The 14,853-nt window shown below is 68.8% G+C and carries 14 protein-coding genes and 1 riboswitch; of the genes, 8 read left to right on the forward strand and 6 right to left on the reverse strand.

The genetic code is table 11. From position 1 onward, the window contains the following. The first annotated feature begins 417 nt into the window (after positions 1-417). The 4 genes from ACSEEN_RS18310 (at position 418) to ACSEEN_RS18325 (ending at position 2,825) form a co-directional block, all read left to right on the forward strand. Entirely contained in the window at positions 418-603 is a 186-nt protein-coding gene (locus ACSEEN_RS18310; RefSeq protein WP_371308476.1) for a DUF4244 domain-containing protein, read from the forward strand. A 41-nt stretch (positions 604-644) separates the two neighbouring features. Then, positions 645-974, forward strand: a complete 330-nt coding sequence (locus ACSEEN_RS18315; RefSeq protein WP_440713966.1) for a TadE family type IV pilus minor pilin — start codon at positions 645-647, stop codon at positions 972-974. 43 nt (positions 975-1,017) lie between these two features. Then, the gene (locus ACSEEN_RS18320) at positions 1,018-1,338 is read left to right on the forward strand and encodes an Rv3654c family TadE-like protein (RefSeq protein WP_440713985.1); all 321 of its coding nucleotides are present in this window, start codon (positions 1,018-1,020) and stop codon (positions 1,336-1,338) included. 173 nt (positions 1,339-1,511) lie between these two features. Then, the gene (locus ACSEEN_RS18325; protein WP_440713967.1) at positions 1,512-2,825 is read left to right on the forward strand and encodes a hypothetical protein; all 1,314 of its coding nucleotides are present in this window, start codon (positions 1,512-1,514) and stop codon (positions 2,823-2,825) included. A gap of 384 nt (positions 2,826-3,209) precedes the next feature. On the opposite strand, the gene ACSEEN_RS18330 is transcribed toward ACSEEN_RS18325, so the two are convergent. The 4 genes from ACSEEN_RS18330 to ACSEEN_RS18345 form a co-directional block, all read right to left on the reverse strand. Further along, entirely contained in the window at positions 3,210-4,820 is a 1,611-nt protein-coding gene (locus ACSEEN_RS18330; RefSeq protein WP_440713968.1) for an MDR family MFS transporter, read from the reverse strand. Positions 4,821-5,672: 852 nt separating this feature from the next. Continuing rightward, a complete protein-coding gene (locus ACSEEN_RS18335) occupies positions 5,673-8,078 on the reverse strand; it encodes a serine/threonine-protein kinase (protein WP_440713969.1) in 2,406 nt (801 codons plus the stop codon). After that, positions 8,075-9,070, reverse strand: a complete 996-nt coding sequence (locus ACSEEN_RS18340) for a glutamate ABC transporter substrate-binding protein (RefSeq protein ID WP_298444048.1) — start codon at positions 9,068-9,070, stop codon at positions 8,075-8,077. The genes ACSEEN_RS18335 and ACSEEN_RS18340 overlap by 4 nt, the downstream gene beginning before the upstream one ends. Next, the gene (locus ACSEEN_RS18345) at positions 9,067-10,512 is read right to left on the reverse strand and encodes a GlnX family signal transduction membrane protein (protein ID WP_440713970.1); all 1,446 of its coding nucleotides are present in this window, start codon (positions 10,510-10,512) and stop codon (positions 9,067-9,069) included. The genes ACSEEN_RS18340 and ACSEEN_RS18345 overlap by 4 nt, the downstream gene beginning before the upstream one ends. Before the next feature lie 104 nt (positions 10,513-10,616). On the opposite strand from ACSEEN_RS18345, the gene ACSEEN_RS18350 reads away from it, so the two are divergent. Then, a complete protein-coding gene (locus tag ACSEEN_RS18350; protein WP_247865988.1) occupies positions 10,617-11,078 on the forward strand; it encodes an NUDIX hydrolase in 462 nt (153 codons plus the stop codon). Between the two features lie 109 nt (positions 11,079-11,187). On the opposite strand, the gene ACSEEN_RS18355 is transcribed toward ACSEEN_RS18350, so the two are convergent. Together ACSEEN_RS18355 and thiE are read right to left on the reverse strand one after the other, a co-directional pair. Then, entirely contained in the window at positions 11,188-11,562 is a 375-nt protein-coding gene (locus ACSEEN_RS18355) for a 2-isopropylmalate synthase (protein WP_247865989.1), read from the reverse strand. A gap of 237 nt (positions 11,563-11,799) precedes the next feature. Then, on the reverse strand, positions 11,800-12,495 hold the full coding sequence (gene thiE, locus ACSEEN_RS18360; protein ID WP_440713971.1) for a thiamine phosphate synthase: 696 nt from the start codon (positions 12,493-12,495) through the stop codon (positions 11,800-11,802). Positions 12,496-12,523: 28 nt separating this feature from the next. Next, positions 12,524-12,636, forward strand: a riboswitch (TPP riboswitch). On the opposite strand from thiE, the gene ACSEEN_RS18365 reads away from it, so the two are divergent. The 3 genes from ACSEEN_RS18365 to ACSEEN_RS18375 all read left to right on the forward strand — a co-directional run bounded on the left by ACSEEN_RS18365 (position 12,605) and on the right by ACSEEN_RS18375 (position 14,674). After that, the gene (locus tag ACSEEN_RS18365; protein WP_440713972.1) at positions 12,605-13,711 is read left to right on the forward strand and encodes an FAD-dependent oxidoreductase; all 1,107 of its coding nucleotides are present in this window, start codon (positions 12,605-12,607) and stop codon (positions 13,709-13,711) included. (Overlaps the previous riboswitch by 32 nt.) Next, positions 13,684-13,899, forward strand: a complete 216-nt coding sequence (gene thiS, locus ACSEEN_RS18370) for a sulfur carrier protein ThiS (RefSeq protein ID WP_440713973.1) — start codon at positions 13,684-13,686, stop codon at positions 13,897-13,899. Before ACSEEN_RS18365 ends, thiS begins: the two co-directional genes overlap by 28 nt. Then, positions 13,892-14,674: a thiazole synthase gene (locus tag ACSEEN_RS18375; protein WP_298444039.1), complete on the forward strand. Its 783-nt coding sequence runs from the start codon at positions 13,892-13,894 to the stop codon at positions 14,672-14,674. Before thiS ends, ACSEEN_RS18375 begins: the two co-directional genes overlap by 8 nt. Positions 14,675-14,853 lie beyond the last annotated feature (179 nt).

Below are 14,853 nucleotides of genomic sequence, written 5' to 3' on the forward strand. Positions count from 1 at the left end.
GTCGTCCAGGTCGGTGACCATGTCGGCTCCCATGTCGATGTCGGTGTATGCAACATCGATCCTGGACGACCTCGCTCTTCAGTCCCACACGACACACCCGTCACATCGCCAGGAATCACTCATCTAGTCCCAAACATTCAGGTAGAGGACATGAATCAAATTCCGGTCCAGAATCGTCCGGATGCGCGACCTGGGGAAACATCGAAGCCGTGTGTCGGTCGGAGCGGTCGGCGTCGACATTTCGGAGGAGTGGGAGGACGACTGTCGTGCGGCTTTCGCTCCGAGTGGGAGCTGGCGTAGAAGGGGCCGAGGACCTGAGTGGTTCGAGATTCGGCGCGTCATGGAACCGGACCGGCCGCTGGTGCGTCTAAACCTCGAACCGCTTCGTCCGGAGCGATTCGAGGCAAGGGGGATGCTGTGAACAACGACTTTCCGGGCCGGTTGCTCGATGACGAGACCGGCATGAGCACGGTGGAATACGCGATCGGGACGGTCGCTGCGGCGGCCTTCGGGGCGATTCTGTACACGGTCGTGACCGGTGACAACGTGGTGAGTGCGCTGACAGGGATCATCAGCAAGGCGCTCTCCACGTCAGTGGGATGAGCCGGCGGTGGTGGCGACGGCTTGCGGCGGACGAGACAGGGATGGTGACGGTCGAGGCCGCCTATGCGCTCTCGGCGCTCGCGGTCTTCGTCGTGCTGTCGGTGGCGGCGATCGGCGGGGTCGCCGCCCAGTTGCGGTGCACCGATGCGGCCCGTGAGGTGGCACGACTCGCCGCCGCGGGCGATCCGGCCGCCACCCGGGTCGGCGCCCAGGTGGCGCCGAAGGGCGCCCGGATCGAGGTGCGCACGGAAGGTGACCGGGTGGTCGCGACCGTCGTTGCGAAGGTGCCGCTGCTGGCGATGCTCGACGTCTCGGCGCGCAGCGTCGCCGCGCGGGAACCGACCGGCGTCGAGCAGTCGGATCCGGGATGACGCCGGGTTCACGACGATCGCGGCGGCGCTGGCCATCGCCGGGCTGGCGACGCTCGTGGTGGCGATGAGCTATCTCGGTGCGGCGGTGCTCGCGCGGCACCGGGCGCAGAACGCCGCCGACCTGGGGGCGCTCGCGGCGGCGTCGGCGCAGCTCTACGGTGGCGACGATCCCTGCGGGCGGGCGCGCGAGATCGTCGTCGCCCAGGAAGGTGCGCCACGCCTGCGGACGTGCGAGGTCGAGGGGCAGGACGTGCTGGTCGACGTCGTCGTGCCGGTGCGGTTGGGCGACTTCGGTCTGCGGGAAGCGACCGCGCGGGCCCGGGCCGGGCCGGCGGGCTCGGACAAGGACGTCGGCCGTGGCTGACGCTTGGGCTATTCGGGTGGATTCCTCTGAATGGAGGAACGAGTTGGCCGATCTGGAACGTGTTCGACGCGATATGCGATTATGAATAGTCGAATCGTCGGCTGTGATGAAGAATCGAGCGAACGGCAGGCGGGTGCGGCCCTCGTTGTTGGATGAGCAGAAAGCGAATCGGAATGGTCGTCGTGAAGAATCGGATCGCAGCTTCTATTGGTGCGGCTGTGTTGGCTATCGCGCTGGCCGGGTGCGGCACTAGCGGGACCGCGAAAGTAGCGGAAGAACCGCTATCTGGAACTACGTCGCAGGGGGCTGCTGAATCGGCGGCGGCGCGTGATCAGAACGAGGTGGCGGTGCCGATGGACCGAGACACACACGTCGTGGCTGGTGCGGTGGTGCAGGGTTGCGGTGACAGCACGACTGCCGACGACGCGATCGCCGTACGCGTTTTCAACCCAGCGACCGGGCAGTTCGATCCGGTATCGGCGCCATCTCCTGCGTCCGGGGACGCCACCTACACTTCTGTGACGTGCGCTGCTGGCGGCACTAAGGGGCACCCGGTGTTGGTCTTTCAAGGATCAAATTCGACACCGGGGAGTGGAATTGATTCGGAAAAGCATCACTGCATGATTACCGTCGTTTCAATTCCAGACGGAAAGGTCGCGGCAAGTCGTGATGTGCAGCCAGACCTGGATCCGCAGGGGGATGGAAAATGCGGCGGGCTCAACGTGTACGGAACCGTTCTTACTGTGCGAGATGCTGCGCCGGTGTACTCGCTTGCCGATCTACATCCGGTCAGAACGCAAGTGAGAGATGAATTCGTCTATACGATGGCCGATGTGATTGCCTCGGCGCCTGGAAGTGACATGCTGATCGGACGATCGGGACTATTTAATGTGGCCACCGGAAAGTTGGTGTTGAAGTCCGATGAGATGATAGACCGGGTCAAAGGGCAAGAGCTATTCGTGGCTTTTGCTCCATGCGGTGAATCGGGTACCTGTGCGGATGCTTCGATCATTGATGCAGCGGGCCGGACAGTGGTAAAGAACGCCCTGGTTCCCTTGATTGATACGGAAAAGCAAATCTACGCGTCAGATAAATTGCTGGTCTCGTATGTCACGCCCGGCACGAGCGTGGGAGGTCATCCTCCTATTCCGGCGGCCTTCAATAGCTACGATCTTACCGATGGGAAGACTCTAATTCACAAGGCCGATGCCGATGCGGAGAATCTCGGCATCTCGTTTATTAAGGTTGACGGCGATGATATGTACGTCTTCAAGTCGAGCGCAGCGACAGGGAATTCGAGGGTCGTGATCAACGGCAGAACCGGGGCAACTGTCACGGAGTCGTTCGAAGCCGTTCCCGAAGCTCATCTGGACCAGGGATGGACGTTGCTCTACTACCCCGACCGAACGACGGGACACTGGTCGTGTGGAGAGGTGAACTACGGAAGCTTCGAGCGTGGATGCAGTCTCACTCTGTCGAAGGGGTGACCAGGGTGCGCTCTCGGACACGTTGTCCCCAATCATGAGTTGACATGTGTGCTCCCGTCCGGACACACGGGTGCACCTACGGTGCACCCGTGTGTCAACTGGTCGTGTAACGGTAGATCGGGTCTGGAGTTGTTCTGACCTGAGTTGGACCGCCAAAGCTCACCAGGGGGGTACTGGACCAGTCGTTCGGAATCAGGCCTGGCCTGTCGGCGGAGGGCGTCGCGGCAGGGGCTGATTGCAGCGGCTGGTGGCGCCCGTCGCTGTCCCCCGACCCTGAGGCCTACCCTGGCGTGGTCAGGCGACCCGGCCGAGTCTCGATGACGTTTGCTTTCCCTGAGCAGCGGGGTCGGAGTCCGCCGGCGCCGTCCGACCGCGCCGGCTGGATCAGGCGGTCGAGGCGGGCTGCGGGGCCGCCTCGCCGCGGGCGACCAGCCCGGCCTGGGTCGAGAGCGCCTTGTTCCGAAGGAACAGCGAGGCGATGAACCCGATCGCGGCGATGGGCACCAGGTACCAGAACGACGGCGCCATCGCGTTCACGTAGGCGTCGACCACCTGCGTGTGCAGCGGCTCTGGCAGAGCCTTGACCACCTCCGGGGTGAGGTCGTCGTGCAGCAGGTCGGGCGGCAGGTCCTGCGGCGGAACCTTGGCCATCACGTCGTGCAGGTTCGCGGTCAGTTTGCTGGTGAACAGCGTGCCGAACACCGAGGTGCCGATCGCGGCGCCGATCTCGCGGAGGAAGTTGTTGGTCGAGGTGGCGGTGCCGACCTCGGACGGGTCGACGGCGTTCTGCACGGCGATCACGATGGTCTGGATCACCAGGCCCATGCCGAAGCCGAGCACGAAGATCATGGCACCGAACAACACCATCGACATGCTGCCGGTGATCCGGGTGAGCCAGGCGATTCCGGCGGTGGTGATCGCCATGCCCAGGATCGGATAGATCCGGTACTTGCCGGTCTTGGTGATCAGCAGACCCGACACGATCGCGGTCAGCATCACGCCGGCGGTCATCGGGAGCATCAGCAGCCCGGAATCGGTGGGGCCGACGCCGCGGGCCATCTGCAGGAAGGTCGGCAGAAAGCTGAGCGCGGCGAACATCGTGATGCCCAAGATCAGCGCGACCGTCACCGAGACGCTGAACACCGGATCGCGGAAGAGGCGTAGTGGCACCAGCGGCTCGTCGACCCGCGTCTCGACCCACACGAAGATGCCGAACGCGAGGATGGTGCCGGCGAGCAGGAGGACGAGGATCGGATCGGACCAGTCGTACTTGCCACTCGGCACGACGCTCGGCCAGCTTGTCAGGAACACGATCCCGGCCGTGAACAGCGCCATGAACACGGTGCCGTACCAATCGAAGGGGCGTGTCGACCGCTGCATGGGGAGCTTCAGCGCGAAGATCGCGACGACGAGTGCGATGAGGCCGATCGGCACATTGAGCCAGAAGCACCAGCGCCAGCCCGGGCCCTCGGTGAACCAGCCGCCGAGCAACGGCCCGGCCACCGAGGCGATGCCGAAGATGGCGCCCATCGGACCCATGTACTTGCCGCGGTCGCGTGCCGAGACGATGTCCGCGACGATCGCCTGCGACAGGATCACCAGGCCGCCGGCGCCGAGGCCCTGGAAGGTTCGTGCCGCCACGAGCATCCAGAACGACTCGGCGAGCGCCGAACCCAGTGAGCCGAGAACGAACACCGCGATCGAGAAGAGGAACGGCCAGCGGCGTCCGTAGAGATCGCCGATCTTGCCGTAGATCGGCATGACGATCGCGATGGCCAGCAGGTACGACGTGATGATCCAGCCCTCGTGGGATACCGCGCCGAGGTCGCCGACGATCGTCGGCAGGGCGGTGCTCACCACCGACTGGTCGAGCGAGGAGAGGAACATCGCGGCCATCAGCGCCGCGTAGATGATGTAGACCAGGTGCTTCTGGATGTGGACGGGCGCGCGGTCGTCCTGCGCCGCGGTGTCGTCTTGTGGCTTCGTGTCGGTCACGGCTCTTAGCCTATGTGGGCCGCCGGTCCGGATTGTGGAGTTCGGTGGGCGGGGGCTTCGGCACGCGCCTCGTCCTGGCGGGCTCGGCGCTGCTCAGCCGGCAGGTGGGATGGTCTCGACGGAGATGGTGGCCGTTCGATCGCGTGTCGTCGCACGCTCCGCCACGCGCGCTCAGGACCTGTGGCGCCGAGACCCGATAGACATGGTCCCGCGTGCACTGGGCCATCGTGCAGGGGGCTTCGACTCGGTCTCGCCCTGGCGGGCTCGACCGGCTCAACCGGCGGATGGGTGGTTTCGGCGTTGCTCAGTCGGCGGGCGGGGGTGATCGCGACGGAGGCGATGGTCGCCGTTCGTCTGCGTGTCGTCGCAGGCTCCGCCACGCGGGCTCAGCACGAGGCTCAGCCGGCGGGTGGGGTGGTCTCGACGGAGATGGTGGTCGCCCCTTCGACCGCGTGTCGTGGCAAGCTCCGCCACGCGTGCTCTCAGGGCCCGTTGAGCCGAGACCTCCGGTCGGCATGGTCCCCGTGTGTTCGGCCAGCCTGGCGCCAGCGGCGTATGACGACGGCATTCTGGCGGGTCACGATCCATATATGCACGCGTGGGCCGCCATGGTGCCGTCGTCGTGCGAGGGGGCTTCGACTCGGTCTCGCCCTGGCGGGCTCGACCGGTGGTTCCTGAGCGGAGTCGAAGGGCTCAACCGGCGGATGGATGGCTTCGGCGTTGCTCAGCCGACGGGCGGGGTGATCGCGACGGAGGCGGTGGTCGCGTTTGCACGAGGCTCGACCGGCTCGGCCGCCACGTGGACGGCCTCGGTGCTCCTCGATCGGCACGGGTCGCTTGACCGAGCCCGGATCAGAAGAGGGTGGCGGGGCGGACCAGGTTGGCGAGGTCGACCAGGAGGAAGCGGTGGGCGCGGTTGTCGCGGGTGCGGCGCGCCAGTTCGCGCAGGCAGCGCTCGGTTCCGGCGCGCAGGCCCTGCTCGGTGAACGGGAAGCCGAGGAAATCGGGGTGCTCGCCGTCGGGCGTCTCCTCCAGTTCCTCGCGATGCAGATCGATCCAGCCGAGGGTGGTGCCCAGCACGATCAGCCGCAGCCGACCGAGGCGGCCGTCCTCATCGGTCAGTCGTTCCAGACGGTCGGCGGCCTCGAAGAGCTCGTCCTTCTCCACCTCGCTCATCGGCCGCTCGTGCACCAGACAGAGGATCGCACTCTCCTGCGCGATGCTGTAATGGCGGCTGGTGGTGGGCACCTCGTCGAGCGGTTCGATGGCCTCCAGGTGCCGGCCCTCGGCAAGGAGCATGCGGGCCAGCCCGAACGCGGCGGTCACGATGGAATGATCGGTCAGCCACAGGTCGTGGTAGTGGTGCCGCGCGATGTCGTACCAGTGCTCGATCTGCGCCACCTGATCGTTGCTGACCTCGTCCTGCACCGACAGCCAGTACCCGATCAGCTCGGCGGTCCCGGCCACCGCCAGCTTCGGGGCCACCTCGCCCGGCATCGCTTCCAGCACGGTCTGGAACCGCTCGTAGGCCACCTCGGCGTCGCCGTCCTGCAGGGCGCAGATGCCGAGGTACCACTGCACCCGCCACGAGTCGCCGTGGTTCGCGGCGGCGTCGTGCAGCAGCCGCAACGCGATCTCCAGATTGCCGAGCTCGAGATGCGACCGCGCCTCGGCCAGGTCGATCTCGGCGGACGGGTGACCGTCGGAGTCGTCGTCGCCCAGCGCCAGACCGGGGAAGCCCTCGGCGCGGGCGTTCTTGATGCTGTCGAGCACCTGGCGCGGATAGCTCAGCGCGGCCGAACTCAGCAGGTTGGCCGCCGGGTCCTCCGGATCGACCAGGGGCACCGGGAGGGCCCGCGCGATGTCGGCGGGATCGGGAACCGCGGCCATCGCCGGATCGAAGAAGCCGTCGATCGGCGCCAGGATCAGATTGGTGCCGAACGCCGAGCGCTGCGGGGTGAACACCTTCGACATGGCCGGCCGCGGAACACCGGTGTGCAGTGCGACGGTCTCCCGGAGCACCGCGAGCAGCTGGGTGGTCATCTCCTCGGTCGACGCGAACCGCTCGGCCGGATCGGTGGCCGTCGCCCGCTGCAGAAAGTAGTAGTACGACGGATTCTCGACGAAGAGTTCCGTGGTCTCCGGATCGGGCAGGCCGTCGACGTACCGGCCCTTCTCCATCGGCATGTCCAGCGTCAGCACGGCGAGGGTGCGGCCGATGCTGTAGATGTCGGTGACCACCTGCGGGCCGGTCTCGACGATCTCCGGCGCCTGAAAGCCGGGTGTCCCGTACAGGTGCCCGTAGCCGTTGATCGCCGACACCGCGCCGAGGTCGATCATCTTGACCTCGTCGCTGGTGATCATGATGTTGTCGGGCTTCACGTCGTTGTACGCCAGCCCGAGCGAGTGCAGATGCCCGACGGCCGAGAGCACCTCGAGGACATACGCCATCGCCTGCTCGATCGGCAGGTTCACCTTCTCGCCGTCGGGCCCGGTGGTCAGCTGCTTGAGCGTGTGACCGCCGACGTACTCCATGACGATGTAGCCGAGCTGCCGGTCCTCGTCGTCGGTGTACTCGACGAAGTTGTAGATCTTGACGATGCCGGGGTCGTTGACCGACGCGAGGAACTGCCGCTCGGCGATGGCGACTGCCCGCGCCGCCGAGTCCGACGAGTTCAGCAGGCCCTTGAGCACCACCGGCCGGTCGGAGACGTTGTGGTCGACGGCCAGATAGATCCATCCCATGCCGCCGTGCGCGATGGCACCGGCGATCTCGTACTGGTCGGCGACCATGGTGCCGCGTTCGAGGCCGGGAACGAACGAATACCGGGAGCCGCAATGCGGACAGTAGCCGGTCAGCGGCCCCTCGTCGGGGCCGGATGCTCGCCCGACCGGCTTCCCGCAGTTCCAGCAGAACCGCTTGCTCTCCACGATGATCGGGTTCGACAGCACCGCATCGGCCGGGTCGATGTCCCGCATCGCGGGCAGCGCGACGAGCTCGCTGCCGAGCCGCCGGTCGTGCACGGCGGCGGTGCTCTTCCGCGGCGGCCGCCGGTGGGGGAGCGCCGGGTCGTCGAAGAGGCGGCCCGCGGGCGTCGCCTGGGTGCCCGGCTCGACGTCGGTGTCGTCGTCCAGGTCGTCGAGCGACATGGGGGGAGTGGCCTGGGTGGCCGGGTAGTCGTCGTCGAACACGTCGACCGGCGTGGCCTGCGTGCGGACCGTGCCGACCGGCTCTTCGACGGGTTTCCGATCGGTCATCGTGCCTCCTCCCGATAGGTCACCGGCGGCGGGACGGCCGGGCCCAGCTGCGACAACCACTGGTTGTACGACTGCTGCCAGCTGCCGTCGGCATGCCGCTGCTCCAGCACACCGTTCACGAAGCGCACCATGTCGTTCTCGCCGAGCGGGATACCCACCCCGTAGTACTCGGTCCCGAACGGGTCGCCGACGATCTGCACCCACGGATCCTGCGCCGCGATCCCGGACAGCAGCGGCTCGTCGCCGGCGATCGCGTCGACCTGCCCCTGCTGCATCAGCACCAGGCAGTCGGCCCAGTTCTCGGTGGTGATGATCTTCGCGCTGGGGACCCGGCGCTGCACCCGGGTGATCGACGTGGCGTTCTGGGTGGCGCACACCGATTTGTGGGCCAGGCCCGCGATGCTCTCGATCCCGGAGTTCCGGTAGACCGCGATGCGCTGGGACGCCACGTAATACGGGGCGGAGAAGTCCACCGACTTGCGGCGGTCGCAGGTGATGCTCATCGACTTGGTGACGACGTCGACGCTGCCGTCGCGCAGTGCGGCGACGCGGTCGCCGGTCGACAGGATCCGGTACTCGATGCGGGTCTCACCGAAGATCGCCTGCGAGATCCAGTGCGCGATGTCCACGTCGAAGCCCTCGATGTCGCCGGAGATCGGGTCCCGGAAGCTCAGCGGATTGCTGCCGATGTCGGTGCCCACGACCAGCCGGCCGCGCGAGGCGATCCGGGCCATCGTCGAACCGGGCGGCATGTGGCCGGGCTCGGGCATCGTGTCCGGCGGCCGCAGGCTCGCCGTCGCATCGCAGTCGCTGGTGTCGATGCCCTCGGGGGCCTGAGCGCCGAACGACGCGCCCGGCGGCGTCGGTACCTGGGCGACGGTCGTCGGCGGGTCGGTGTCGCGCAGATCCTGCGACGAGCAGCCGGCGACGGCGACGCACAGGGCGACGACCAGGCAGGCGGTCCCGGTGGCGCGGCGGACGAATCGGGTCATCGATACTCCCGGATGCGCGGGAACAGGCCCGCCGCGGCGGCGACCGCGGCGACCACGCACAGCCAGCCGATCCCGGTGCCGGTGTACCCGAGCAACTGCTGAGCGGTGTGGATGTTGCTGCGGAAGGTGTCGCGCGTCTGGTCGATCGCCTGCAGCAACTGGGTGTTGACCTGGTCGTACCCGGTCGCCGTGCTGATGTCGCCGGTGCCGATGGTCAGGGCGCGGGCCCCGACGAAGTCGCCCGCCGCGAGCCGCTGACTCACCTCGGCGTGCGCGTGCTCCCACTGGGTGAGCGAGTTCTGGACCTTGCGGAGCGGATCGGTGATGCCGGACTCGTCCGGATGTTCGGCGATCAACGAGGCGGTGCGGTTACGGATCTGGGTCAGCGTGGAATTGAAGTCGCGGTCGAGGGTGCCCGGATCGGAGCGGCGCACCAGGTTCAGCGTCTCCGCCGAGCGTGCCTGCTGGGTGAGGATCCGCATGGTGGTCAGGTCGTGCAGGGGCTCGGCGCCGTCGTTCTTGGCCGTGTTGGCCGCGGCAACGGACGTCAGCCCGGTCACCAGCAGCCACAGCGTGCCGATGATGAGCGCAGCGCCGGCGCCGACCAGGCCCAGATTGAAATGGCGGCGGGTGCGTCGTGCCAGATAGCGGCCGATACCGATCAGCATCGCGATGGTCGTGAACAGGGCGACGTACACGCCCCACGGGGGCACGGTCAGGGTGCGCTGCGGTTCGGAGATGGCCGTCGAGCGCTCGTCGTACAGGCGCTTGGCGGCGGGCAGGATGTCGACCTGCATCATGTTCGACGCCTGCACCAGATAAGCGGAGCCGACCGGGTTGCCGAGCCGGTTGTTGGTGCGGGCGGTCTCGATCACGCCGGTGTACGACGGGATCGAGACGGCCATCGTGTCCAGGTCGTCGCGCACCGAGACGTCGGCGCCGGGGCCGGTCTCGGAGGCCAGTCCGCCGCCGTCGGCGGACGCCACCAGCGCGGTGCCCGAACTGGCGATGGCGTCGGAGTACAGCTTGCGCAGATCCGGGGACTCCCGGCCGCCCGAGATGAACGCCGAGTTGGCGGCCGCATCGGCCACCGACAACGAGCTGTAGAGCACCTCGGCCGACTCGGCCAGGGGCTCGCTGCTGTTGATCAGTGATTCCAGGGTGTCGCTGCGCTGGTTGAGGGACACCGACGAATACCAGCCGGTGAGCCCGCAGGCCAACACGAGCGCGGTCAGCAGCACCACCAGTTTGCCGGGCGTCGTCAGCGCGTAGAACTTGAACGCGGCGATCGGTGAGGTGACGCGATCGCGGGTCATCGCGGCGATCTCGCGCCGATCGGCGATCACCTGCCGCAGGCGCGGATTGGCCTGCACCGATTCCGGCAGCACATTCCGACCGGCATGCGTCAGCGCACTGCGTACCGTCGACTGCTGCCCACTCACGATCGCGCCCTTCCGTGACGATGCCAACCCTAGTCGGGAACCGCGTGCTGTACGCGCGCACCCGGTAGCGTGGTCGGGGAGAGTGTCGCGGAGGGAGGATTCGGGTGCGCGGAGATGGCGACGGCTGGGTCTTCGACCCCGACGGCGCGCGGTATTGGGGACGGCACGGTGCCGCGGGTCTCCTGCTGTGCACGCCGATCGGCGACGGCCTCGGGGTGCTGCTGCAGCACCGCGCGGTGTGGTCGCATCAGGGCGACACCTGGGGCCTCCCGGGCGGCGCCCGGGACTCGCACGAGTCGGCGATCGACGCGGCCCTCCGCGAAGCCCATGAGGAAGCCGGCATCGACCGGGACCTGATCGAGGTCCTGGAGTCCGAGGTGACCCACGAGGCGGTCAGCGGCTGGACCTATACGACGGTCATCGCGCGCGTGCCCGAACCGGTCGCCACCACCGCGAACGGCGAATCGGCCGAACTGCGCTGGGTGCCCGAGTCCGGTGTCGGCGACCTGCCGCTGCATCCCGGCTTCGGGAGCGCGTGGCCGACGCTGCGCCTGCGCCTGCGCTGACGACGCGGGGTGCCCTTCCGGTTCGTCGGCCACTGCCGAATACCGGCCCACGAGGGAAGATTCCCCTCGTGGGCCGACATACGAGAACGGCCGACCGGCCGCGCGCCGCTCAGCCGCGTCGCTGCCGGCCGGTCAACTGGTTGGCGGCCGAGATCAGCGCGCGGATGGTGGCCTCGTCGCCGGTCGCGGCCCGGCCGTGTGCCCAGCAGCACGCGCCGTCGCGTCGGCACATCAGATACGCGGAGACCTCGCCGCCGGAGCCGTCGGGTGCCGCCGGACCTTCGTTCTGGTGGTAGAGCGAGACGATCTCGACGCCGGCGCCCAGGCCGTACAGCATCTCGCTCATCGCGCCGATGGTCCCGAAGGCGGTGGCCTCCAGATCGACCAGCCGTTCGTCGACGGTCAGGGTGGCCCGGCAGTGGATGGCGTCGCCGGGCTCGGGTTCGGTGTGCAGTCGTTCCAGGGTGATCGGGCCGGCGCTCATGGCCGGGGCCTCATGGTGATCATGCCGCCAGCTTGGGCGAGCACTGCGAACGGTAGGCATCTCGGGGCTTCTTTCCGGTCGAAATCTGAATGACCGACGAAAGTCCTTCGACAAGCTCAGGAAGCGAGGGAGCCGAGATCAGGAGGCAGTGACGAACCCGCAGCGGGGGGTCGGTCTGAATCAGACCCCGCTGCGGCGGGTTACAAGAAGCTTCTGCCACGACATGATGGGAAGAGCCTACTCCTCCGGCCGCGACGCGCAAGTGGTTTCACACGCCGACCGCAGCGCATGCGCGGCGCCCGCCGGATCCGCCGCCGCGGTCAGGGCCCGGACGACGACGATCCGCGAGGCTCCCGCGGCGACGGTCTCCGGGACCCGCGCCAGGTCGATGCCGCCGATCGCGAACCAGGGCTTGGTCTGCTCGCGGGTGGCCGCGGAGGCGGCGCGCACCAGGTCGAGGCCGGTGGCGGTACGGCCGGGTTTGGTGGGTGTCGCCCAGCAGGGGCCGGTGCAGAAGTAGTCGACGGCGTCGTCGGCCAGCGCGTCGGCGAGTTGGGCCACGTCGTGCGTGGACCGGCCGATCACCACGTCGGGTCCGACGATGCGGCGGGCGAGCGCGGGTGGCACGTCGCCCTGGCCGAGATGCAGTACGTCGGCGCCGGCGAGGGCGGCGATGTCGGCGCGGTCGTTCACGGCGAGGAGCGCGCCGGCCGCGTGGGTCAGCTCGCGCAGCCCGGCGAGCGACTCCAGTTCCTCGCGGGCTTCCAGCACGCCGAACCGCTGCTCGCCGGCCGACCCCTTGTCGCGCAGCTGCACGATGTCGACGCCGCCGTCGAGCGCGGCGGCGACGAACTCGAGCAGGTCGCCGCGTTCGCGCCGCGCATCGGTGCACAGGTACAGGCGGGCGGAATCCAAGCGAGAGCGGGCGTCCATGCTGACGACGGTAGGCTAGGAGCAGCGCAAGAACGACACGGGTGCCCGGAGGATCGCCGGGCTGAGATCGCGGGGCCGCCCCCGCCGACCGTCGTACCTGATCCGGGTAATGCCGGCGAAGGAAGGTCTGAACGTGGAACGAGAATTGACCGTCGTCGGCGGCGGAGCCGTCGGGCTGACGTGCGCGCTCGCCGCGGCCGATGCCGGCTGGCGGGTGCGGGTGTACGACGACGGCCCGGCGCGCCGGGCGGCGCACGTGGCCGGAGGGATGCTCGGCTGTCTGGGCGAGGCGCACCCGGGCGAGGACGGACTGCTGGCGGCCTCGGCCGACTCGGTGGTCCGCTGGCCCGCACTGCTCGCCAGGCTCGCCGACCCGGGGGTCTCCACGGCCGCCGACACCCTGCTGGTGGCCGGTTCGGCCGCCGACCGCGCCTACCTCGATGAGTCGGTCGGCTTCGCGCGCGCCCGAGTCCCGTGGGCGGGCGGTGCGACGACCGAATGCACCGCGGCCGATTTGCGGGCCGCGGAGACCGGTCTGACGCGCACCCCGGCCGGTGGTTACCGGTTGTCGGGGGAGGGCGCCGTCGATAACCGGAGACTGCTCACGGCGCTGCGCGCGGCCCTGACCGAGGCCGGGGTGCGGTTCCACGACACCCGGGTGACCGGGCTCGCCGGACTGCCCGGGGACCAGGTCCTGGTGACCGCCGGGCTCGACACGAGCGCGCTGATCCCCGGCGGTCTCGACGGCCTGCGCGGGGAGAAGGGCGAGATCCTGCGACTGACGCGCACGTCGTGGTCGGTGCCGCCGCCGCGGCATGTGATCCGGGCTCGCTGGCACGGGCGCAACGTGTACTTGGTGCCGCGCCCGGACGGCCTGGTGCTGGGCGCGACCCAGTACGAGGCGGTCGACGCCGGTGACCGCGCCCCGCAGGCCGGCGGCGTCGCGGACCTCCTGGGCGACGCCTGCGAGCTGTTCCCGGGCCTGCGCACCTACGAACTCACAGAGGTCGCCGCGGGAATCCGGCCGATGTCGGCCGATGGACTGCCGATCGTGCGGCGGGTGGACGAGCGGACGGTCGTGGCCGCCGGGCACGGGCGGAACGGAATCGCGCTGGCCCCGGGCACCGCGGTACGGGTCCTCCGGCTGCTCGGGAACGTTGTCGAGACACAAGAGGAGAGGAGCGACCGATGGGTGCGGACGGCATCGTCGAGCTGACGGTGAACGGGGAGGTGGTGACCTTCGATCGGGAACCGGACGTGGCCGGGCTGCTGGCCCGGCTCGATCTGCCCGAGCGCGGGGTGGCCGTGGCGATCGACGGCGTGGTGCGGCCGCGGTCGCGCTGGGACGAGCCGATCGGGCGATACGCGGTGGTCGACGTGCTGACGGCGGTGCAGGGTGGCTGATCCCTCGGCGGAGCCGGAGCAGGCCCTGGTGGTCGCCGGGCGGAGGCTGACGTCGCGGCTCATCATGGGGACCGGCGGGGCACCGAATCTCGCGGTGCTCGAAGCGGCGCTGGTGGCCTCCGGTACCGAACTGACCACGGTGGCCATGCGCCGGGTGAGCCCGGGCTCGGGCACCGGCGTGCTGGATCTGCTGCGGCGCTTGAACATCGACGTGCTGCCGAACACCGCGGGCTGTCACACCGCCGCCGAGGCGCTGCTGGTGGCGCAACTCGCGCGCGAGGCGCTCGGGACCGATCTGGTGAAGCTGGAGGTGGTCGCCGACGAGCGTACGCTGCTCCCCGATCCACTGGAACTGGTCGACGCCGCCGCCGCGCTCGTCGCCGACGGCTTCGCCGTGATGGCCTACACCAACGACGATCCGGTGCTGGCCCGCCGGCTGGAGGACACCGGGGTGGCGGCGGTGATGCCGCTCGGCTCGCCCATCGGCACCGGGCTGGGGATAGCCAACCCGCACAACATCGAGATGATCGTCGCCCGGGCCGGGGTTCCGGTGGTGCTCGACGCCGGGATCGGCACCGCCAGCGATGCGGCGCTCGCGATGGAACTCGGCTGCGATGCGGTGCTGCTGGCGTCGGCGGTCACCCGCGCCGCCGACCCGGTCGCGATGGCGTCGGCGATGCGGCATGCGGTGCTCGCCGGGCACCTTGCCGCGGGCGCGGGACGGATCCCGAAGCGTTTCTGGGCGCAGGCGTCGTCGCCGGTCGTGGACTGCTGATCGTCGTCGGTGGGCATTTCGACACGGCCGGGCCCTTGCGGGCCCGTCCGGCTCAATGGGCGGAAGGCCCGTTGGGCGGAGTGAGCGGCGTTGGCAGCTCACTGGGCGGAGGGCCCGTTGGGCGGAGTGAGCGGTGTTGGCAGCTCACTGGGCGGAAGGCCCGTTGGGCGGAGGGAGTG

Source organism: Gordonia marina (assembly GCF_052036135.1).
Lineage (GTDB): Bacteria > Actinomycetota > Actinomycetes > Mycobacteriales > Mycobacteriaceae > Gordonia.

What these genes read in the sequence shown, in the direction of transcription:
- ACSEEN_RS18315 (WP_440713966.1), top strand. Translation starts at nt 645, where the DNA reads ATGGTGACGGTCGAGGCCGCCTATGCGCTCTCGGCGCTCGCGGTCTTC.
- ACSEEN_RS18325 (WP_440713967.1), top strand. Translation starts at nt 1,512, where the DNA reads ATGGTCGTCGTGAAGAATCGGATCGCAGCTTCTATTGGTGCGGCTGTG.
- ACSEEN_RS18335 (WP_440713969.1), bottom strand. Translation starts at nt 8,078, where the DNA reads ATGACCGATCGGAAACCCGTCGAAGAGCCGGTCGGCACGGTCCGCACG.
- ACSEEN_RS18340 (WP_298444048.1), bottom strand. Translation starts at nt 9,070, where the DNA reads ATGACCCGATTCGTCCGCCGCGCCACCGGGACCGCCTGCCTGGTCGTC.
- ACSEEN_RS18355 (WP_247865989.1), bottom strand. Translation starts at nt 11,562, where the DNA reads ATGAGCGCCGGCCCGATCACCCTGGAACGACTGCACACCGAACCCGAG.
- thiE (WP_440713971.1), bottom strand. Translation starts at nt 12,495, where the DNA reads ATGGACGCCCGCTCTCGCTTGGATTCCGCCCGCCTGTACCTGTGCACC.
- ACSEEN_RS18365 (WP_440713972.1), top strand. Translation starts at nt 12,605, where the DNA reads ATGCCGGCGAAGGAAGGTCTGAACGTGGAACGAGAATTGACCGTCGTC.
- thiS (WP_440713973.1), top strand. Translation starts at nt 13,684, where the DNA reads ATGGGTGCGGACGGCATCGTCGAGCTGACGGTGAACGGGGAGGTGGTG.